This is a genomic window from Ruegeria sp. TASC047 (genome assembly GCF_059612445.1).
On sequence record NZ_JBXWQP010000029.1, the window covers coordinates 738,570 to 758,391 of the forward strand.

Annotated in this window: 22 protein-coding genes and 1 other RNA gene; 18 read left to right on the top strand and 5 right to left on the bottom strand. The window is 56.9% G+C overall.

Annotated features, from left to right (window positions below; genetic code table 11):
• Window positions 1-64: 64 nt before the first annotated feature.
• The 5 genes from ssrA to AC2FLO_RS11450 form a co-directional block, all read right to left on the bottom strand.
• Window positions 65-411: a transfer-messenger RNA gene (ssrA, locus tag AC2FLO_RS11430) on the bottom strand.
• Window positions 412-447: 36 nt separating this feature from the next.
• Window positions 448-810 (bottom strand): DUF4345 family protein, encoded by a 363-nt coding sequence (locus AC2FLO_RS11435; protein WP_480537818.1) that lies wholly within the window; start codon window positions 808-810, stop codon window positions 448-450.
• A gap of 65 nt (window positions 811-875) precedes the next feature.
• Window positions 876-1,526, bottom strand: a complete 651-nt coding sequence (locus tag AC2FLO_RS11440) for a hypothetical protein (protein ID WP_496751889.1) — start codon at window positions 1,524-1,526, stop codon at window positions 876-878.
• A gap of 13 nt (window positions 1,527-1,539) precedes the next feature.
• Window positions 1,540-2,940, bottom strand: coding sequence for a selenium-binding protein SBP56-related protein (locus tag AC2FLO_RS11445; RefSeq protein WP_496751888.1), 1,401 nt, complete (start codon window positions 2,938-2,940; stop codon window positions 1,540-1,542).
• 115 nt (window positions 2,941-3,055) lie between these two features.
• Window positions 3,056-3,787: a FadR/GntR family transcriptional regulator gene (locus AC2FLO_RS11450; RefSeq protein WP_267364368.1), complete on the bottom strand. Its 732-nt coding sequence runs from the start codon at window positions 3,785-3,787 to the stop codon at window positions 3,056-3,058.
• Between the two features lie 115 nt (window positions 3,788-3,902).
• Between AC2FLO_RS11450 and AC2FLO_RS11455 the strand changes: the two genes are divergently transcribed.
• From AC2FLO_RS11455 to AC2FLO_RS11540, 18 genes are all read left to right on the top strand, one after another.
• Complete coding sequence (locus tag AC2FLO_RS11455) at window positions 3,903-4,667, top strand: DUF2182 domain-containing protein (RefSeq protein WP_496751984.1); 765 nt, start codon at window positions 3,903-3,905, stop codon at window positions 4,665-4,667.
• A 4-nt stretch (window positions 4,668-4,671) separates the two neighbouring features.
• On the top strand, window positions 4,672-5,376 hold the full coding sequence (locus AC2FLO_RS11460; protein ID WP_496751887.1) for a DUF1326 domain-containing protein: 705 nt from the start codon (window positions 4,672-4,674) through the stop codon (window positions 5,374-5,376).
• A 132-nt stretch (window positions 5,377-5,508) separates the two neighbouring features.
• Window positions 5,509-5,643, top strand: a complete 135-nt coding sequence (locus tag AC2FLO_RS11465; protein ID WP_480869273.1) for a hypothetical protein — start codon at window positions 5,509-5,511, stop codon at window positions 5,641-5,643.
• The gene (locus AC2FLO_RS11470) at window positions 5,644-6,747 is read left to right on the top strand and encodes a dimethylsulfoniopropionate demethylase (RefSeq protein WP_496751885.1); all 1,104 of its coding nucleotides are present in this window, start codon (window positions 5,644-5,646) and stop codon (window positions 6,745-6,747) included.
• Window positions 6,748-6,853: 106 nt separating this feature from the next.
• On the top strand, window positions 6,854-7,849 hold the full coding sequence (acuI, locus tag AC2FLO_RS11475; RefSeq protein ID WP_496751883.1) for an acryloyl-CoA reductase: 996 nt from the start codon (window positions 6,854-6,856) through the stop codon (window positions 7,847-7,849).
• A 181-nt stretch (window positions 7,850-8,030) separates the two neighbouring features.
• Window positions 8,031-8,594, top strand: coding sequence for a ribosome recycling factor (gene frr, locus AC2FLO_RS11480; protein WP_480481034.1), 564 nt, complete (start codon window positions 8,031-8,033; stop codon window positions 8,592-8,594).
• Window positions 8,595-8,603: 9 nt separating this feature from the next.
• Complete coding sequence (uppS, locus tag AC2FLO_RS11485) at window positions 8,604-9,335, top strand: undecaprenyl pyrophosphate synthase (protein ID WP_480505250.1); 732 nt, start codon at window positions 8,604-8,606, stop codon at window positions 9,333-9,335.
• Window positions 9,332-10,114 carry a phosphatidate cytidylyltransferase gene (locus AC2FLO_RS11490; protein ID WP_496751880.1) on the top strand — a complete coding sequence of 261 codons (783 nt, stop codon included), beginning with the start codon at window positions 9,332-9,334 and terminating at the stop codon, window positions 10,112-10,114. Before uppS ends, AC2FLO_RS11490 begins: the two co-directional genes overlap by 4 nt.
• On the top strand, window positions 10,114-11,286 hold the full coding sequence (dxr, locus tag AC2FLO_RS11495) for a 1-deoxy-D-xylulose-5-phosphate reductoisomerase (protein WP_496751878.1): 1,173 nt from the start codon (window positions 10,114-10,116) through the stop codon (window positions 11,284-11,286). The genes AC2FLO_RS11490 and dxr overlap by 1 nt, the downstream gene beginning before the upstream one ends.
• 4 nt (window positions 11,287-11,290) lie before the next feature.
• Complete coding sequence (gene rseP / locus AC2FLO_RS11500; RefSeq protein WP_480584175.1) at window positions 11,291-12,643, top strand: RIP metalloprotease RseP; 1,353 nt, start codon at window positions 11,291-11,293, stop codon at window positions 12,641-12,643.
• Between the two features lie 79 nt (window positions 12,644-12,722).
• Window positions 12,723-12,851 (top strand): hypothetical protein, encoded by a 129-nt coding sequence (locus AC2FLO_RS11505; protein WP_267364732.1) that lies wholly within the window; start codon window positions 12,723-12,725, stop codon window positions 12,849-12,851.
• A gap of 128 nt (window positions 12,852-12,979) precedes the next feature.
• A complete protein-coding gene (bamA, locus tag AC2FLO_RS11510; protein WP_480584177.1) occupies window positions 12,980-15,340 on the top strand; it encodes an outer membrane protein assembly factor BamA in 2,361 nt (786 codons plus the stop codon).
• A gap of 6 nt (window positions 15,341-15,346) precedes the next feature.
• Entirely contained in the window at window positions 15,347-15,925 is a 579-nt protein-coding gene (locus tag AC2FLO_RS11515) for an OmpH/Skp family outer membrane protein (RefSeq protein WP_496751876.1), read from the top strand.
• A 73-nt stretch (window positions 15,926-15,998) separates the two neighbouring features.
• A complete protein-coding gene (gene fabZ / locus AC2FLO_RS11520) occupies window positions 15,999-16,472 on the top strand; it encodes a 3-hydroxyacyl-ACP dehydratase FabZ (protein WP_480481024.1) in 474 nt (157 codons plus the stop codon).
• Window positions 16,469-17,254 carry an acyl-ACP--UDP-N-acetylglucosamine O-acyltransferase gene (gene lpxA, locus AC2FLO_RS11525; protein ID WP_480584182.1) on the top strand — a complete coding sequence of 262 codons (786 nt, stop codon included), beginning with the start codon at window positions 16,469-16,471 and terminating at the stop codon, window positions 17,252-17,254. The genes fabZ and lpxA overlap by 4 nt, the downstream gene beginning before the upstream one ends.
• Window positions 17,255-17,258: 4 nt before the next feature.
• Window positions 17,259-18,053: an LpxI family protein gene (locus AC2FLO_RS11530; protein WP_480584184.1), complete on the top strand. Its 795-nt coding sequence runs from the start codon at window positions 17,259-17,261 to the stop codon at window positions 18,051-18,053.
• Window positions 18,053-19,219: a lipid-A-disaccharide synthase gene (lpxB, locus tag AC2FLO_RS11535; protein ID WP_496751873.1), complete on the top strand. Its 1,167-nt coding sequence runs from the start codon at window positions 18,053-18,055 to the stop codon at window positions 19,217-19,219. Before AC2FLO_RS11530 ends, lpxB begins: the two co-directional genes overlap by 1 nt.
• Complete coding sequence (locus AC2FLO_RS11540; protein WP_496751871.1) at window positions 19,212-19,787, top strand: hypothetical protein; 576 nt, start codon at window positions 19,212-19,214, stop codon at window positions 19,785-19,787. The genes lpxB and AC2FLO_RS11540 overlap by 8 nt, the downstream gene beginning before the upstream one ends.
• Window positions 19,788-19,822 lie beyond the last annotated feature (35 nt).

Sequence of the window (19,822 nt, forward strand, 5' to 3'; positions counted from 1 at the left end):
AAAAGGAATGAACAAACTCTGAATCTGCGCAAAGGCGGCATAAATATCAGACATATTGGGCGGAAGTGCAGGTTTCTGTTGCCAGGTACCTGCGAACCCCGCCTTACGCGGCTAGGCGCAAGGACTTAAGTTTCGGTCTTGTTACTGCTTACGCAGCAACTGCAACCGGAGCACGATTGTCGTTTGCAATTGTACTGTTTTCGCCGGTAACGGTGGCAGACAGCCGAGACAAAGCTTACCCCTTTAGACGTTCGTCGATCCTGTTTCGGCCCCGTGATCCTCAAACGAAGGAATTTGGTGGAGCCGCCGGGTACCGCCCCCGGGTCCGATCCGCTTATTACGAGCGCGTTTATGTCCATAGTCCCGAAGGACACCTCATATATAGGTGAGGTCAGCGGCGGATGCAAACCCGGATTGCACATCTTTGTTAGGCTTAATTACAGTGTGTTACGCGGCCCGATTGAAGTTTGCGGCGATCAACCATATCGCCAGCACCAGTTCGATTCCACCAAAGGTTGCTGCCTTCACAAAAGGCGGGTTATCCAGCGCCAGTGACAGGAAGCGGCCCAATGCGGCACCCGCATAGACTATGCCCAGCATCGTGTAGGCCATCGGAGCATTCAGCCAGATGACAGCAATGCCCGAGACCACAAACAGCCCTCCGACCGAAGCGCGCAACTCGCTCAGACCCATGGTGCTGTTGGTAGGTGCAAGATCCAGCGCGTTGGCGGTATGAACTGGCGCCAGAAAGCCGAACAGGCCAAAACCGATTGTCAGCAACGCGGCAATGACATTCAGGGTAGTGATCATCCGGGCCTCATTGAATTGTATTACTAGCACCTAAGGATAGTGTGTTGCGGCCCAAAGGAAAGCGATTAAACCGCCGACCACAGCCCCAAAAGACCAACTAAAACAAGGCTGAGCGCCCAGATGAGTTCCAAGTTGAACCAGCTGCGGGACAGGAAACGCAGCCCCAGCCAACGATAAACAGCGAAGGCCAGAAACCCTCCGCCCAGAACCATGGCGGCGGTGTGCAAGGCCGCAACTCCCAGAACCAGCAGACCGTTTGTCGTCATGATTTTGGAGATCGCCTGATGACCGGCATCCAGTTCATCCAACTGGCACAGACCAAGATAGATCGGAACCAGCATAAGGGCGGCCCCGTGGGCAAGCGCCACCAGAAACGACCACAGCGCCAGTTTGCTGGGCGGTATGCGCGACAGAAAACGGGGATGACGGCGGGTGATCACAATGTAAAGCCCCATCGCGATGACAATCAACGCAGCCCCGATGCGGATTTCCCGTTGATAATCGAGCAGAACGGCCATCAGGGCAAAGGGCAGAAGGACTCCCAGCATGGCAACAAAATGCCCGCCGGCCAAAGCCGCCAGCGCGCGCCAGAGGGCGGATTGGCGCTGCTCCATCAGCGCCGAGGAAACCGCCAGCGGCCAGCCCATCCCGGGGTTCAGCCCGTGATACGCGCCGCTCAGAACAACGGCCAGCCAAAGGCCAGCCGTTGATGTCATCATAATCTCCAATTCAGACCGAGGGGTAGCAGAAACTGTCGGTTGAGCAATCTCCGCCCTCCAGCCGGATTTGGTGGCTGCGATATCCTTTGGGGAAATCAACCCAGAATTTCTGGTCCAAAACCAGCCCGCCATTCTCACCGACATCCGCCTTGACCATGGCCGCGCCGCCTTCTTCGGGATAGAACTGATCGTCCCACGTGGAATAAAGTGAATTGGTCCAATAAACGCGTTTACCATCGCGGCTGATCTCGACCATTTGTGGCCCATAGCCAAAGGTCTGACCGTTCGGATGTTTGGTCTTTTTGACAATCCCTCCGATTTCGACCTTCCCGGCAAGGGTCGGGTTCATCGGATCGGATACATCATATTGATGCATCTCGCCGGTGCCCCAGCAAGCGACATAAAGGTATTTGTCATCCAGGCTCAGGTCGATATCGGTGACCAGTGGTGGTACGGCGGCAAACCCCTTGAGAAGATCAGGAAGATCATCAGGATCAGCGGGTTGCGGGTCGATGGTGATCGTTTTCTTGGCTTCGAACGTGCCATCTTCATTGCGCCACCACGTAAAGATTGCGCCTTGCAGGTTGGTGGTGTCGACGACAACACCACAGAACCCGTATTGTTTGACTGGATCATGCGCGGGCCGGATTTCCAGCGCCATCTGGTGGTTTTCGCCCAGATCGATGGTTTGGATATTGGTCCGGTTGCGCAGGTTCCAGAAATGGATGCGGTGACCGTATTTGTTCGAAAGCAGATCCTCGGCCACCAGCCCGTTTTCAAATTGCGGGGGAAGGCCCCATTCGGAACTTACCATGTAATCGCGCGGCAGATTCCACCAGAAATCATAGTGCTTGTCCTGCACGCCGCGCTCGATCTCATAGCGCCCGATGATCTCGAAGGTTTCACAATCCATGATGAAAATACCCGGAGGGCCATCCGTGCCGTCCTCACCGCCACCGCCCAGCGTGCTCACATAGATGCCTTCCGGCCCGCAATGGATCGTGTGTGGTCGTGAATACCCTGTTTTGTCAAAGACTTCCTCGGGTTCGATGATCTTGTGAATCTTCGCCTCAAGCGGGTTCTTTACATCGATGATGTATATCCGGCTCGACCGGATACCGGGGATTATCAGATAGCGACGTTCCAGAAACGCATGACCACTGAGCGGTGACAGCGATGAGGAACAGGCATTCCAACCAAAATGGTGAAACTCGTCGCCTTTTTCGGGCATGATCACCTGATGCACGATCTTCCCGAAATCGGCCGAGGTTGGATCGACATTCACTACTGCCAGCCCGTCGGGTTGCGAAAAATCGGGGCTGAGCATCAGCGTGAAAGCAAGCGTTTCTGCGGGGCCCTCCATCGCCAGCTTGGCCGAAGGATAAAAGGTTGGGTCCGGTCTTTTGTTCATAACGTCCTCCCGTAAATCATTGTCATTCAATTCTTATTGAGAGTTCCGGTCTTGATGCCGGATGACATTCTGCCTGCTCGACCTCTGCCTTTAAAGTATGTTTCTGTTTAAGCCTTCAGGCCGGTTTACGTTTGCGTTCGGCCACATCGTGGGCCAGTTGCTGTGTGTAATGCTCCAGATCGACCAGCGCGGCGTCGACGGTATCTGCGTCTCTGGCCTCAAGCGCGTCTGCAATTCTGGTGTGCAATGCGATGATTTCTTCGCGCGAACGTGCCGTGAAGGTAATCATGTTCATCAAAGGCTGCATCGCCTCGACCGCGCCAGCCAGTTGATAGGACAGGACCGGGTTGTCGGCCCCGTCCACCAGGGCCCTGTGGAAGGTGACGTCTGATGCACAAAACGCCTCATCCGTCAGACCGGGCTGGGACTGGCGAAAGATTTCCGCCCGCATCGTGGCAAGCTGATCCGCTGTTCGTCTCTGGGCAGACAGGGGGGCACAGGCCCGCTCCAGCGCATAGCGGGCCTCGCAGGCCGTATCAAAGCTGACAGCGTTCATCGACAGCAGCAGGGTCGAGGTTGTGATCTGCTGAGAATAGGCATCTTCGAAACTCAGACGGTTTACGAACGCACCTCCGGTTGCGCCACGCTGTGTGCGGATCAGGGATTGCGCCGCCAGTCGTTTCAAAGCCTCACGCACCGTTGGGCGCGAAACTTGAAATTGCTCGGAAAGTTCCGCTTCCGAGGGCAGACGCGCATCCACAATCAACTCGCCCGAAACAATCGCGTCCCGGATGGCTTGTGCAATCTGGGCAGACAGGTCGGCGGTTTTCCGAGGCGCTATTTTCATATTCAGAAGACCCTGAGTAAATTTTTATTTGTCTGACATTTAAAAGTCTGACATTTGAAAAGCAAGAGAGTTGAGTCGGGAGGCCGAAGTGAGTCGTACTTGGCTGCGCAGCGGAATGTGGCTGGGCTTTTATGTCCTGATCCTGTGGGCATGGTGGGTCATGTTCGCGATGGGCCGCGACATGGACTTGGACCTGATCGGTCGTCCGGGGCCTATGGGGCAGGCGATGGCTGCGATGGACCCGCGCATGGACATGTACATGCCCATGGCCGAGTTTGGCACGCTGTTCTGGATGTGGGCGATCATGATGGCCGCCATGATGCTGCCGACGCTTGTGCCAACCCTGCGCAGTTATGACGACCTGATCCGCAGTGCCAATGGCACCCGTGCCGGGTGGCTGGGTGTGCTTGCAGGGTATTCCTTGGTTTGGGTCGGGTTTGCGGCTGTGATCGCGGGAACGCAACAGGCTTTGCTGTTTGGTGGCGTGATCGACATGCTGGGCATTGCCAGATCCGGCTGGGTTGCGGGCGGGTTGATGATAGCGGTTGGCGCGTTTCAGTTCTCGCGCGTCAAAGAGGTCTGCCATGGCGTGTGCCACGCCCCGATGACCTATTTCCTGGGCCATTGGAAAACCGGATTTGCGGGCGGTGTTCGCATGGGGCTAGGCCTCGGTGTCTTCTGCGTCGGATGCTGCTGGGGTTTTATGGCGCTGGGTTTTGTGGGCGGCGTCATGAGCCTGTTGTGGATGGGTCTTGCGACCCTGTTCATGGTTTTGGAAAAACTTCCCCAGATCGGGCATGCTGTAACCCGACCGGTGGGATTTGCATTGATTGCGGGCGGTCTTTTCCTGCTCGTCTACCATATTAGCTACGGAGGATAAGCCAATGGCTAAGAACAGAAAACCAGATGCCGACCGGTTGCCCGTCAGCCAGCGTATCGACAGCCGTATGCCCAATCCCAAACGGCGCGAGATGAGTCCGACGGACTGGGCCATCAAGGGGGAGTTGATCCTGAACTGCTCGTGTGATGTGTTCTGCCCCTGCGTCGTTTCGCTGGGCGCGCACCCTCCGACCGAAGGGCATTGTCATGCCTGGATGGGTATTATCGTTGATAAGGGCCATTACGAGGGCGAGGACCTGTCGGGTCTGAATGTCGGCCTGCTGGTCGATATTCCCGGCCGGATGGGTGAAGGCCAGTGGAAAGTGGCGGCTTACGTCGATGAACGCGCCAGCGGCAAAGCCTATAACGGGCTGCTGCAAATCTTCAGCGGGCAGGCGGGCGGCACCACCGGTCTGTTCACCATGCTCGTCAGTGAAATCATCGGGGCCGAACGGGCGCCGGTTCAGATCGAGCGTGACGGCACCAAACGCCGCATCATGATAGGTCGCAAGATTCAGGGTGAGATCGAGATGCTGGCAGGCAAAGACCCCGAGCATCCCGTGATGGTTTCAAACTCAAAATACTGGATGGGTCCTGACATCATCGTGGCGCGTGGCACCAAGTCGAAAGTGCGCGACTACGGGCGCGTTTGGGATTTTGGCGGCAAGTCGGCTGAAATCTGTCCGATTGATTGGCACGGGCCCAAGTGATGATCACCGGCGCTTATGCGCAAGAGATGGCGCGCTTTAATCGCTGGCAAAGCGAGCAGTGTCATATCTGGATCTGACCCGATCCCGAGGACACCCATCTGGTGCTTCGCCGCAAAAGAGGTCGATGTCACAATGCCTTACGAAAACTATGTGATCCATTTCTTCAACCATCAGACCCACCATGGGGGTCCATTGCTCAAAGTGCTGACCGAAGTTCGGTCGCAAGCGCCCGTTAGCGACATCGTCTTTATGCCCGAGGAGGTTTGAATGCCGCAGATTTCCGCTTCGCGCCGCTTGCGGCGCACACCGTTTTCAGACGGGGTCGAAGCCGCAGGGGTCAAGGGGTACACGGTTTATAATCGTATGCTGTTGCCCACGGTCTTCGAAAGCGTCGAAGCCGATTACCGGCATCTGAAATCCCATGCACAGGTCTGGGATGTCGCGTGCGAGCGGCAGATCGAGCTGCGTGGACCGGACGCCGCGCGCCTGATGCAGATGCTGACCCCGCGCGATTTGCGGGGGATGCTGCCGGGGCAATGTTTCTATGTCCCCATCGTGGATGAAACCGGAGGCATGCTGAATGACCCGGTTGCGGTAAAACTGTCCGAAGACCGCTGGTGGATTTCTATCGCTGACAGCGATCTGTTGTTGTGGGTCAAGGGAATCGCCGTTGGATATCGTCTGGATGTGCTGGTGGACGAACCGGATGTGTCACCTCTTGCTGTTCAGGGTCCCAAAGCTGACGATCTGATGGCGCGTGTCTTTGGCGACCGGGTGCGCGACATCCGGTTCTTCAAATTCGATATGTTCCAGTTTGAAGGTCGCGATCTGGCTGTGGCGCGATCCGGTTATTCCAAACAGGGCGGGTTCGAGATTTATGTGGAAGGCAGCGATATCGGCATGCCCCTGTGGAACGCTCTGTTTGCGGCAGGGGAAGATTTGCAGGTGCGCGCCGGATGCCCGAACCTGATCGAACGGATTGAAGGCGGTCTGCTGTCCTATGGCAATGACATGACCGACGACAACACCCCGCATGAGTGCGGTCTGGGCAAGTTCTGCAACACACATACCGCGATTGGCTGTATCGGCAGGGACGCGTTGCTGCGTGTGGCCAAGGAGGGGCCCGTTCAGCAAATCCGCCCCATCGCCATTACGGGCGATCCGGTGCCTGGCTGCGACCGCCCATGGGGCCTTTACGCCGACGGCAAGCGTGTGGGGCAGGTGACCTCGGCCGCGTGGTCACCCGATTTCAACACCAACGTAGCCATTGGCATGGTACGCCTGAGCCATTGGGATGCGGGAACGGAGCTGGACGTGGAAACGCCAGATGGGATGCGCCGCGCGACCGTGCAGTCGCATTTCTGGATTTAAAGGGGGGGGATGGGGGCGCTGCCCCCGTCGCTGCGCGACTGCCCCGGGATATTTAGGGCCAGGTGAAGCAGCGGGCCGGTTACAGAAACACGAAAGGAATTGAGAGATGTTCAATGCACTTGTGATGGACAAGGACGAAGAAAGCGGTTTGGCGAGCGCGTCGGTCAGGCAGCTTACGCTGGATGATCTGCCGCATGGCGACGTCACGGTCGCGGTTGAATATTCCACAGTGAACTACAAGGATGGTTTGTGCCTGTCCCCGAAGGGGGGCGGTTTGGTGCGGGCGTATCCGCATGTTCCCGGAATTGATTACGCCGGTACCGTCGAGGCATCGACCGATGCGCGTTACAAGCCGGGTGACAAGGTTGTTCTGACCGGGTGGCGGGTAGGCGAGGCGCATTGGGGTGGATATTCGCAGAAAGCCAGTGCCAAGGCGGACTGGCTGGTGCCTCTGCCAGATAGGCTTGATGCCCGGCAGGCGATGGCCGTAGGCACCGCCGGGTTTACCGCGATGCTGGCCGTGATGGCACTGGAGGATCACGGGCTGACCCCCGATCGCGGTCCGGTTCTGGTAACCGGGGCGGCCGGTGGTGTTGGGTCGGTGGCCACTGCCATTCTGGGCCATCTCGGGTATGAGGTGGCCGCCGTGACCGGGCGACCTGAAACCGGCGATTATCTGAAATCGCTGGGCGCAACGACAATAGTGCCCCGCGATGAGCTGAATGAGACAACCAAGCGCCCACTGGAAAGTGAAACCTGGGCGGGCTGCGTGGATGCCGTGGGCGGTGCGATGCTGGCGCGTGTGCTTGGGCAAATGAAATACGGCTGTTCGGTTGCGGCCGTGGGTCTTGCGGGCGGCGCGGCGCTTCCTGCAACGGTGATTCCCTTCCTGCTGCGCGGCGTGAACCTTCTTGGCATCGACAGTGTGATGCAGCCCTATGAAAACCGGGTTCGTGCCTGGCAAAGGATCGCGACCGACCTGCCGATGGAAAAGCTTGAGGCTATGATTCAACCGGCGGTTTTGTCCGACCTTCCGCAATTGGGTGCCGATATCCTGAAAGGGCAGGTCAAAGGGCGCGTTGTTGTCGATGTGAATGCCTGAGTGCAGTTGACAGCCTAAACCCGATACGACGCCGTGTCGGGTTTTGCGGAGGCGTGTTTGGTACAAAATGATCGCAACACCTCTGGCCATTGGTACAAAACCGCCTCATGATTGCTATACATCCCAAATGTGATGGCGTAAGACCCATCCAAAGAGTACCTGAATACGGGGAGTGAGCAGCATGTCTGACGACTTCGAACTGGACACCGATGACCTGAAACGCCGTATGGATGGCGCAATGGCCAATCTGAGAACCGAATTTGCCTCGCTGAGAACCGGGCGCGCCTCGGCCTCGATGCTGGAACCTGTCATGGTCGACGCGTATGGCTCGATGACACCGATCAACCAGGTGGGCACCGTCAACGTGCCTGAGCCCCGCATGGTCACTATAAATGTGTGGGATAAGTCATTGGTCGGGAAGGTTGAAAAAGCCATTCGCGAAAGCGGCCTGGGCATCAACCCGCAGCTGAACGGCACCATCATCATGCTTCCGATTCCTGAGTTGAACGAAGAGCGTCGCCGTGAACTGGGCAAGGTCGCTGGCCAATATGCGGAAAGCGCCCGGATCGCGATCCGCAATGTGCGCCGGGATGGCATGGATCAGATCAAGAAGGCAAAAGCGGACGGTATGTCTGAAGACGACCAGAAGCTTTGGGAAAGCGAAGTGCAGGATCTCACGGATGCGATGATCAAGGCGGTCGATGCGGCGCTTGAAACCAAGCAAACTGAAATCATGCAGGTCTGATCTGGTCTGATGCCGAAAGATCCCCAAACCGATCCGGTCTGCGGCCCGCGCCATGTCGCTATCATCATGGATGGCAATGGCCGTTGGGCGCAGGCGCGTGGTCGCCCCAGGTTGTTTGGGCACCATGCCGGTGCGAGGCGTGTTCGCGAGGTTGTCGAGGCCTGCCCGCATCTGGGGATCAAGTATCTAACGGTGTTTGCATTCTCGACCGAGAACTGGAAGCGAACGCAGGTTGAGGTGGCCGGGTTGATGAGCCTGTTTCGGCGCTACATCATCAAGGAGACACGGACCCTGGCGGACAATGGCATCCGGGTTCGGTTCATAGGTGATCGGGTAAGGTTGGATTCGAAACTGACCGAATTGATGGATTCACTGGAAGAGGAAACCAAGGACAACGACCTTGTTCATCTGACGGTCGCCCTGAACTATGGCGGTCGGGACGAGGTGGCGCGCGCGACCAAACGTCTCGCGCGGGATGTGGCCGACGGGCGGCTTAAACCCGAGGATGTGGATGAAGAAACGTTACCTAAGTATCTGGATACACGCGTTCTTCCGGATCCTGACCTTGTCATTCGCACCAGTGGAGAAGCACGGATTTCGAACTTTCTGCTGTGGCAGTCCGCCTATTCCGAGTACGAATTCATAGATACCTTGTGGCCGGATTTCACCGCCGCAGAACTCGAACGGCTTTGTCGCAACTATGGGGCCAGAGAGCGTCGGTACGGGGCGGTTCTGGCATGAGTGATGGCCGGTGGTCTGATCTGACGAGCCGGGTCCTTTCTGCCGCCGTTCTGGTTGCAATAGGGGCCATCGAAGTCTGGCTTGGCGGTCTCTGGTTCGAGGTCTTCATTGCGGCTGCTTGTGGCCTGATGACCTGGGAACTGGTTCGGATGATTGACCCTGAAAGCCAGGGTGTGGCCGTCCAGTTGGGCGTTCTGACTGCGTTTGCGGTTATCCTCAGCTACCACCTGCCGGCGCTATACACGCTTCCAGTCGTGCTTGCGCCAGCTTTGGTGGGCATGGGACAGATCAGCCGTTCGAAACCCTTGTACGGAATGTTCGCGGTCTGGATTGTTGCGGCTGGTCTGGGTTTCATTTCCATTCGCGAAAACTCGGGTTTTGGCTGGATGGTCTGGCTGATCGCGGTGGTGGTTGCCACCGATGTGGCGGGCTATTTTGTGGGTAAAATGGTCGGTGGACCCAAGTTCTGGCCAAAGGTCAGCCCCAAGAAAACATGGTCGGGAACGGCAGGCGGATGGGCTGCCGCGGCCTGTGTCGGTATCGCCTTCGCAACCCACGCGGGTTTTGGATTTGCCTTTGTTGTTGTGTCCGTTCTCGCTTCAATGGCCAGTCAAGCGGGTGACATAATCGAAAGCGCGATCAAACGTAAATTCGGGGTCAAGGACAGTTCAAATCTGATCCCCGGCCATGGCGGATTTCTGGATCGGTTCGACGGCATGATGGGGGCTGCGGTGTTTGTTCTGATCGCAGGGCTTCTGTACACGCCGGGTGAGATGTAATGCGACGGATTTCCGTTCTTGGGGCCACGGGTTCGATTGGGCAAAACACGCTTGATCTGATTTCGCGTAAACCCGAAGACTATGATGTGGTGGCCCTTACAGGCGGCGCAAATATTCGACAACTTGCCGATGACGCTCGTCGGTTGCGTGCCGATCTAGCTGTCACGGCACACGAAGACAGGTTGGAGGATTTGCGTGCCGCACTGGCCGGAAGTGGGGTCGAAGTGGCGGCCGGGCCGCGTGCGATCGCCGAGGCCGCAGCGCGCCCGGCAGATTGGGTCATGTCAGCCATCGTCGGAGCAGCAGGCCTTGCGCCTGGGATCGAAACCCTGAAACAAGGGACAACACTGGCCTTGGCCAACAAGGAAACATTGGTCTGCGCAGGATCATTGGTTCTGGACACTGCAAAAAACCATGGCGCGCGTTTGCTTCCTGTCGACAGTGAACATTCGGCGGTGTTTCAGGCATTGGTTGGTGAAGATATCGACGCTGTCGAGAGGGTGATTATCACCGCAAGTGGCGGAGCGTTCCGCGATTGGCCGCTGAAAGATCTGGCAAACGCCACCGTCGAACAAGCGTCCAGCCATCCGAATTGGGATATGGGCCAGCGGATCACGATCGACAGTGCCTCGATGTTCAACAAGGCGCTGGAAGTCATAGAAACAAAAGAATATTTCGGAGTTTCCCCGGATCAGATCGAAGTTTTGGTTCATCCCGAATCCATTGTCCATGCAATGGTCGGGTTTCGGGATGGCGCGATGATGGCACATATGGGCGCCCCCGATATGCGCCACGCCATTGGGTATGCGTTGCACTGGCCCGACAGGCAGGAGCTGCCGGTTCAGCGGCTGGACCTGGCAAAGCTGGGACAGCTGCGCTTTAACGAACCGGATCTGACACGCTATCCAGCCCTGAAACTCGCCTGGGACGTAATGCAGTGTGGTGGGCTGGCTGGCGCAGTATTCAATGCCGCCAAGGAACGCGCGCTGGATCACTTCATTGCGGGCCGGATCGGCTTTCTTGATATGGCGGATACCGTTTCTGCCGTATTGGACAGGTTTGACGCAACGGGTGGCCTTATTGATGCCCCGATGACACTTGATAACGTGCAGCAAACCGACCATCTGGCACGTCAGTGGGTCGATAACACTGTGATGGAACGAGCAGGATAGAAATTTGGACGTACTTTCGCTGATCCCGCAATTCGGCAATCTGCTGTGGACGATTGTTGCCTTTGTTATTGCGCTGTCGGTCATTGTGGCCGTGCATGAATATGGCCATTACATTGTGGGCCGGTGGTCTGGTATCCATGCCGAAGTCTTTTCGCTCGGGTTTGGACCGGTGCTCTGGAGCCGCAAGGATAAACGCGGAACCAAGTGGCAGATCGCAGCGTTGCCTTTTGGTGGATACGTGAAATTTCTGGGCGACGCCAATGCGGCCTCGGGCAAGGATGAAGAGGCGATGGAAGACATCGCGACCCAAAATCCTGAGGAGTTGCGCCGCACCATGCACGGCGCTCCGCTATGGGCGCGGGCAGCAACTGTCGCGGCTGGCCCGGTCTTTAATTTCGCCATGTCCATTCTGGTTTTTGGCCTGATCTTCTGGTCACAGGGCGTTTCGCGTGAACCCCTGACCGTTGGCGCGTTGCAGCCTTTGCCAGGCACCGTGCAGGAATTGCGCGAGGGAGATGTGATCACGGCTATCGCCGGTCGTCCGACACCGGACTATGACGAAGAAGTCGCATGGAAGGAATTCATCGACCAGCTGCCTGTTCAACCGGTTCTGGATTATTCCGTGATCCGCGATGGCCAACCCCTTGAGGTTCAGGCCCCCTGGATGCTTCCGCCGCTGATCCGTCAGGTTGCCCCGCGCAGCGCGGCGATGGATATCCAGCTGAAACAAGGGGATGTCATCACCTCGGTCAATGGTGAACCGATCTTTGCCTTCGAACAGCTAAAGGATCATGTCGAAGGATCGGACGGTCGTGTCTTGCTGCTTGAAGTCTGGCGGGATGGGTCCGAGTTGGAATTTGCCCTGGCACCCCGGCGCACAGATGAACCGCAGCCTGATGGTGGTTTTGTCACCCATTGGCGCATCGGAATCGTCGGCGGCATGATGCTTGAGCCTGCAACCGTACCGGCTGGTCTTTTCGATTCCCTAAAGGGCGGTGTCATCCAGACTGGCCGCATCATCGAAGGGTCCTTATCCGGCATGTGGCACATGGTGACGGGTGCAATCAGCACCTGCAACATCTCGGGGCCAATCGGAATTGCCGAAACCTCGGGGGCGATGGCCAGCCAGGGGGCGCAGAATTTTATCTTCTTCATTGCTGTCCTGTCGACGGCGGTCGGGTTGTTGAACCTGTTTCCCATTCCGGCGCTGGATGGCGGACATCTCGTCTTCTACGCCTACGAGGCCATTGCCGGGAAACCGCCCAGCGACCGGGCGTTGCGCATACTCATGGGCATTGGAATTTCGATCATTCTGACCCTGATGCTGTTTTCGGTCAGCAACGACCTGTTCTGCTGAATGTGGCGGCTGGAGCAGATTCCAGCCGCATTACCGCCATATTTCAGCGCTACAACATTCCCGTCTAAAGGGAACAGTCATGTCCAAAACGCTGAAAAAATCGTATCAAAGCTTTAGCTTCCTGTTCATGTTGAATTGGGACGTTATGCTGAGTTTTGCCGTTACAGCGTTGGCGATGGCTGGAGCCGCCTATCTGGCGGGAATGTGATTCTCGGGAAAATCGTAGGTCTGTTGTCGCGTGGTCGTCTGCCTGACTGCTTCGATATCGCCTTTTGACAAGCTCATTCAATCCCGTTACTCAGCATTAAAGTCTCAAAATTCTGGGTAGAGCATAAAATGACTGACAGGCGAGACGCAGGCACATCCTGCGGGGGGCATATGCCGACAAACAATATTTTGTGGCAGGCGCTAACGGTTTTTTTCCTTTTTGTTGCGGTAAGTTTACTGGCGTTTCCGCATGCGGCATCGGCGCAAAACTACACAATCAACTCGTTTGATGTTGAGGGGAACCGCCGGATCGAAACCGGAACAATTATCGCTCGGACCGGAATCGAACCGGGCCAGACTGTAACTGCCGGGCAGCTTAACGATGCCTATCAGCGTTTGCTTGACAGTGGTGTATTTGAGACAGTTGAATTGACGCCGCGCGGCACGACTCTGGTCATTCAGGTCCAGGAATATCCAACGATCAACCAGATCAGCATCGAAGGGAATGCTCGCGTCAAAGACGACGTTCTTCTGGACGTGATCTCGTCGCAACCCCGCCGGGTCTTTACGCCACAGGCGGCCGAAGCAGACGCCGACACCATTGCCGAAGTGTATTCCGCCCAGGGTCGCGTCGCGGCAACCGTTATTCCTCGCATTATCCGTCGCAGCGACAACCGGGTTGATCTGGTCTTTGAAGTGGCAGAAGGCACGACCATTGAGGTCGAGCGCGTCAGCTTTGTCGGCAACCGCGCCTATTCGGACCGGAGGCTGCGCCGGGTTCTGGAAACCAAGCAGGCAACCTTCCTGCGGACATTCTTCCGCAACGACACGTTTATTGGCGACCGCATCGAATTCGACAAACAGGTCATTCGCGATTTCTACCTGTCGCGGGGCTATATCGATTTCCGTGTGAACAGCGCCAACGTCGAATTCACCCGCGAACGGGATGCGTTCTTTCTTGTGATGAACGTCACCGAAGGCCAAAAGTTCTCGTTTGGAAAGATCACGACGGTTAGTGAAATCGCCGGCGTTGATGCAGCGCCTTATCAGGATGTGCTGAAAATCAAACCGGGCGTGACGTATACGCCGACACTGGTGGAAAACTCGATCGCGCGGCAAGAACGCCTTGGGGTGAAACAGGGTGTTGATTTCCTGCGGGTTGAACCGCGTGTGACGCGCAATGACCGTGATCTTACCCTGGATATTGAATTTGTTCTGACGAAAGGTCCGCGGATTTTTGTTGAACGGATCGATATCGAAGGCAACACCACCACGCTGGACCGTGTGATCCGTCGTCAGTTCGACACCGTCGAAGGTGACCCGTTCAACCCACGTGAAATCCGTCAGGCCGCGGAACGCATCAATGCGCTTGGTTTCTTTGCAGTTGCGGAGGTCGAGCCTCGGGAGGGGTCATCACCCAGCCAGGTCATTCTGGATGTGGATGTCGAGGAACAGCCTACAGGTTCGCTGAGCCTTGGCGGCAGCTACTCGGTCACAGACGGCTTCGGGATTGCAATCGGCCTGAACGAGGCAAACTTCCTGGGACGCGGTCAGAATCTTGGTGTGTCGATCTCGACAGCACAGGATTCAGAACAGTACACGATTAACTTTACCGAACCCTATTTGCTTGGTCGCAAGCTGCGTTTCGACCTTGGTCTGGGGCTGTCGGCAACCAATTCCGGCTTTGCCAGCTACGACACGAGCTCGTTGTTCTTCACACCTCAGCTGACCTATGCAATCGGTGAACTGTCTGCTCTTCGCCTGCGCTATGGCTGGGACCGCAGCGAGATGACGCAACAAAGCAATCAGACCAATGGCGCAGTGATCGCGTCCGAGATCGCGCAAGGCAAACGGACGTCCAGTTCACTGGGACTGTCCTACATTTATGACAGCCGGATTGGTGGTCTGGACCCGAATTCTGGTGTTCTGTTCGAGGTGGGCGTCGACGCGGCAGGCCTTGGCGGTGATAACAAGTATTTCAAAACCACTGCGCGCGGCATCGCTCAAACGCGGGTCTGGAATGAAGAAGTGGTACTACGTGCCACATTGGAGTTGGGTGCGTTGAATTGGAGCGGAAATGATTTCAGCCGCACTGTCGACCGTTTTGTTTTGGGGCCTCGCACTTTCCGCGGCTTTGAACCTGCAGGTCTTGGCCCGCGTGATTTGTCCAATGGCCAGGATGATGCCATCGGCGGCAACTATTACTGGGTCGCGCGTTTTGAAACCGATTTCCCCTTGGGTCTGCCCGAGGAGCTGGGCCTGCGGGGCGGTCTGTTCTATGACGTTGGAAACCTTTACAACATCAACGATGTAAATACTGCAGGGGCAAATATCGTTGGTGCAGACGGGTCCATTCGTCACGTAATCGGCATCTCGGTCTTGTGGGAAACGCCGTTTGGACCTTTGCAGTTCAACTTCTCGAAGGCTCTGAAAAAGGAAACGTTCGACAAGGAACAGAACTTTGACCTGACCATTCAGGCCCGGTTCTGATCTGCGATGACGAACAGGTTCTTTACCTCGATACAGGGCCCGCTTTGGGCCCTGTGTGCATTTATGGTGCTGTTTCAGGCCCCTTCGGCTGATGCGCAGCAGCTGGGTGTTCCGCAAGCCAGTGTGGTTACATTGTCCGGTGAGCAGCTGTTCAAGAATTCGGCATTCGGGCAACGTGTATTGCGCGAGATCGAAAAAGAAAGCGCAATGCTTGCGGAAGAAAATGAACGGATTGTCGCGGAACTCAGCCGAGAAGAAAAAGACCTGACCGAAAAGCGCACGACCATGCCAGCAGAGGAGTTTCGCCCGCTGGCCGAAGCGTTCGATGTCAAGGTTCAGTCCCATCGAGACGGACAAAGGGCAAAGCTGGACGCGCTGGCACGTCGCAGTGAGGAAGCGCAGCAAACGTTTTTTGAAATAGTTCGCCCGATCCTTGTTGATTTGCTACGCGAATTCGGGGCCAGCGTGATCATCGAACGCTCCAATGTCGTTGTAAGCACGTCAGATATCACCGAGGCCGCGATAATCCGCGTGAACACGGCAATTGGCGATGGCAGCGGGTTGCAAAAGGACGCAAGCGAATAGGTTCGCTTGCCCTTGCGAGGCTGTATTGCTAACCACGCTGAAAAAGAAACATTCAGAACGGGATACCTGAATCATGACAACGGAACCCAAAAGCGCCGATATTCAGTTGATCCAAAGGATCCTGCCGCATCGTTATCCGTTCTTGCTGGTCGACAAGGTGGTGGACATCTCTGGCTATCAATCAGCCCGAGGCATCAAGAACGTCACCATGAACGAGCCGCATTTCCAAGGGCATTTCCCGGGAACTCCGATCATGCCAGGTGTTACCATCGTTGAGGCGATGGCGCAGACAGCAGGCGTAATGCTGGGCGTGGGTATGGATGTCATCGACACCGAGTTGCTGATCTATTTCATGAGCATCGACAAATGCAAATTCCGCAGGAAAGTTGTTCCTGGCGACGTCCTGGAAATGCATGTCGAAACGGTTCGCGGCAAGAAAGGTGGCAAGCTTTTCAAGTTCAGTGGCCGGGCAACTGTTGATGGTGAAGTGGCCGCCGAGGCAGAATTCTCGGCCTATGTCGATTGGGATATGGAAAAAACAACATGAGCGGTATCCACCCCAGCGCGATTATCGAAGACGGGGCGCAGATCGGGCAGGATTGCGTCATCGGTCCTTTCAGCTATGTGGGCGCCAATGTAAAACTGGCTGATCGGGTCGAACTGAAGTCTCATGTCGTTGTGACCGGTGACACATCGATTGGCGAAGACACCGTGATCTTTAATTTTTCGGTGATCGGTGAGATTCCGCAGGACCTGAAATTCGGCGGTGAAAACACGCGCCTTGAAATCGGTCAGCGCAACCGCATTCGCGAGCACGTGACGATCAATACCGGGACCGAAGGTGGCGGCGGTGTAACCCGGATCGGGGATGATTGCCTGCTGATGGCAGGTGTTCATGTGGCCCATGACGTGCAGATCGGCAACCGGGTTATCATGGTGAACCACGCAGGGGCAGCAGGTCACTGCATCGTCGAGGATGATGTGATCGTCGGTGGCATTTCGGGCCTGCACCAATGGGTGCGCGTTGGTCGCGGGGCGATCATCGGTGCGCTCACCATGGTGCCCAAAGACGTCATTCCCTACGGTTTGGTACAAGCGTCCCGGGGTGAGCTTGAAGGTCTGAACCTCGTGGGTCTCAAGCGTAAAGGTGTTTCGCGCGAAGACATCTCGGCGTTGCGTGCCGCGTTCAAGGAGCTGTCTGAGGGCGATGGAACGTTCATGGATCGCGCCAACCGTCTTGGTCAGGGTAACGAAAGCGACTATGTGCAGCGGATCGTTGATTTTGTCACCGGACACAGCGATCGGTCGTTCCTGACACCGAGGAAATAGGGACATGCTTGCGTTGATTGCGGGAACCGGGGCGCTGCCGACCGAATTGGTTGCCCAGCTGGCAGAACGTCCGCTGATCTGCGCGATGGAAGGGTTCCTGCCGGATGATCTGGTCGCAGATATCGTGTTTCCGCTTGAACAGCTTGGCAGTTTTATTGCCGGGCTTCAGGCGAAGGGCGTGACCGAGATTTGTATGGCCGGCGCAGTTCGGCGCCCGCAGGTTGATCCCAAACGTATTGACGCGGCAACGATGCCGTTGGTTCCGGTGATCCAGCAGGCCATGCTGTCGGGTGATGACGGAGCGTTGCGGGCTGTTATTGGCCTGCTGGAAGGCGCCGGTATGCGAGTCCGGGCAGCGCAGGAAATCGCCCCAAGCCTTTTACCGCCTTTGGGCTGTCTGACCGAAGTGCATCCATCCGAAAGTGACATGACAGATGCAGATCGTGCTGCCGGAATTCTGCGGGCCATGGGGGCTGCGGATATTGGTCAGGCCTGTGCCGTCTCAAAAGGGCAGGTTTTGGCAGTCGAGGGCATCTTTGGAACCGCCTGGATGCTTCAATCCCTGACGCAACGCCCGGACGCGGGGGGTGGCATACTGTTCAAAGGCCCAAAGCCCGATCAAGATCGGCGTGCTGATCTGCCTGCCATCGGGCCCGACACCGTCACGGATGCGGTCGCGGCAGGCTTGTCTGGCATCGTTCTGGAAAAGGGCGGTGTGCTGGTTTTGGAAAAAGAACAGGTCATCGCCGAATGTAACCGTCTTGGGCTGTTCCTGTATATTCGCGAGCGGGCGGTCTGATGCGCGTCTTTCTGGTCGCCGGTGAACCTTCGGGCGACCGGCTGGGCGGCGCGTTGATGGAGGGGCTGAAATCCCTTATCCCCGATATTGAGTTCGACGGGGTGGGCGGACCTTTGATGGCTGCTCAGGGGCTGACCAGCCGGTTTCCGATGTCGGAACTTTCGGTGATGGGTTTGATCGAGGTTCTGCCGAAGTTTTTTCAACTCAAGCGTCGGATCTCGGAGACCGCGCACGCAGTGTTGGACACGCGGCCGGATGTTCTGATCACCATCGACAGCCCCGATTTCAGCCTGCGTGTCGCCAAACTCGTCAAGTGCGCCAGTGATATTCGCACCGTGCACTACGTTGCGCCCAGTGTCTGGGCCTGGCGTCCGGGACGGGCGGACAAAATGGCAAAGGTCATCGACCATGTGCTGGCACTGCTTCCGTTCGAGCCGCCATACATGGAGCGGGCAGGGATGGAGTGCGACTTTGTCGGCCACCCTGTTGCCAGCGAACCGACGGCAACACAGGCCGAGATTGCGGCCTTCCGGAGCAGGTACGACCTAGGGGATGAACCAGTCCTGCTGGCTCTGCCCGGATCGCGACGGGGTGAGATCGAACGTCTGGCAGACACGTTCGGTGAGGCATTGCGGCTGTTTTTGACGGACCATCCCAGTTATCGTGTCGTGGTTCCAACCGTGGGTGCGACAACTGACCTGGTCAACGCTCTGACGCAAAGCTGGCCGGGCTCACCAATAGTGCTCGACCCGCGACAAATGGGGGCCGGGCAAGCCACGGTCGAAAAACGCGCGGCTTTTGGCACGGCATGTATCGCGCTGGCCGCTTCGGGTACGGTTTCTTTGGAACTGGCGGCGCAGAATACACCTATGGTGATCGCCTACAAACTCAATTGGCTGACCCAGAAAATGGCCGAACGCATGGTCAAGCTGGACACTGTTACATTGGTCAATCTGGTATCTGAAACACGCGCCGTGCCTGAATGCCTGCTGAACGATTGCCAGCCAGACAAGATCGCCAAAGCCCTGCATGACGTGACCAATGCCCCTGACACTCAGCAACTCGCGATGAACCTGACAATGGAACGGTTGGGGCGCGGAGGAGAAGCACCGGGGTTGCGGGCGGCACGAGCTGTGCTGGACAGAATGCAGATTAAGCATGCTTGATCACACGCTGTTCGCCGCTTCAGCCGGGGTTGCCATGATATCCACCAATCTGGACAATCTGGCTGTCCTACTGGGTTTGATAATGGTGATCGAGCAACGCCGCGCCATCATTGGCTTTGCCGTCGCGCAGACAATTGTTCTGACATTGGCCATGACCGTCGCATTGGGTGTTGACCAGAGCGGCGCACCGTTTTGGATCGGGTTTCTGGGTCTTGTACCACTGGCCTTTGGTTTGCGCGGAATCTGGCGGCAATTTTTTGGGGCCAATTCTGAAGGAACCGAGTTAAAAGGGGCCGTAACATCGGTGGTTACCCTGTTCCTGAGCCTGTCGATTGACAGTTTCGCGGTCATGACACCGCTATTGGCGGAGTCTGCCCCTTCATACCGTATTGCCGCCTTGATCGGCGCAGCACTGGCCGCTTCAGTTCTGGTCGTAGTTGCCGCCTGGGGCGCACCTCGGGCCAAAAGCCTTGGACCACGCGTCGCCCGTATGGATCGGATCGCCCCATATATCATGGTCTGCGCCGGGCTTTACATCCTCTTCAATTCGCCCACGGATGCCCTGTAACAGGCCTGTTTCGGCATTCCGTCTCGGGTTTGTTA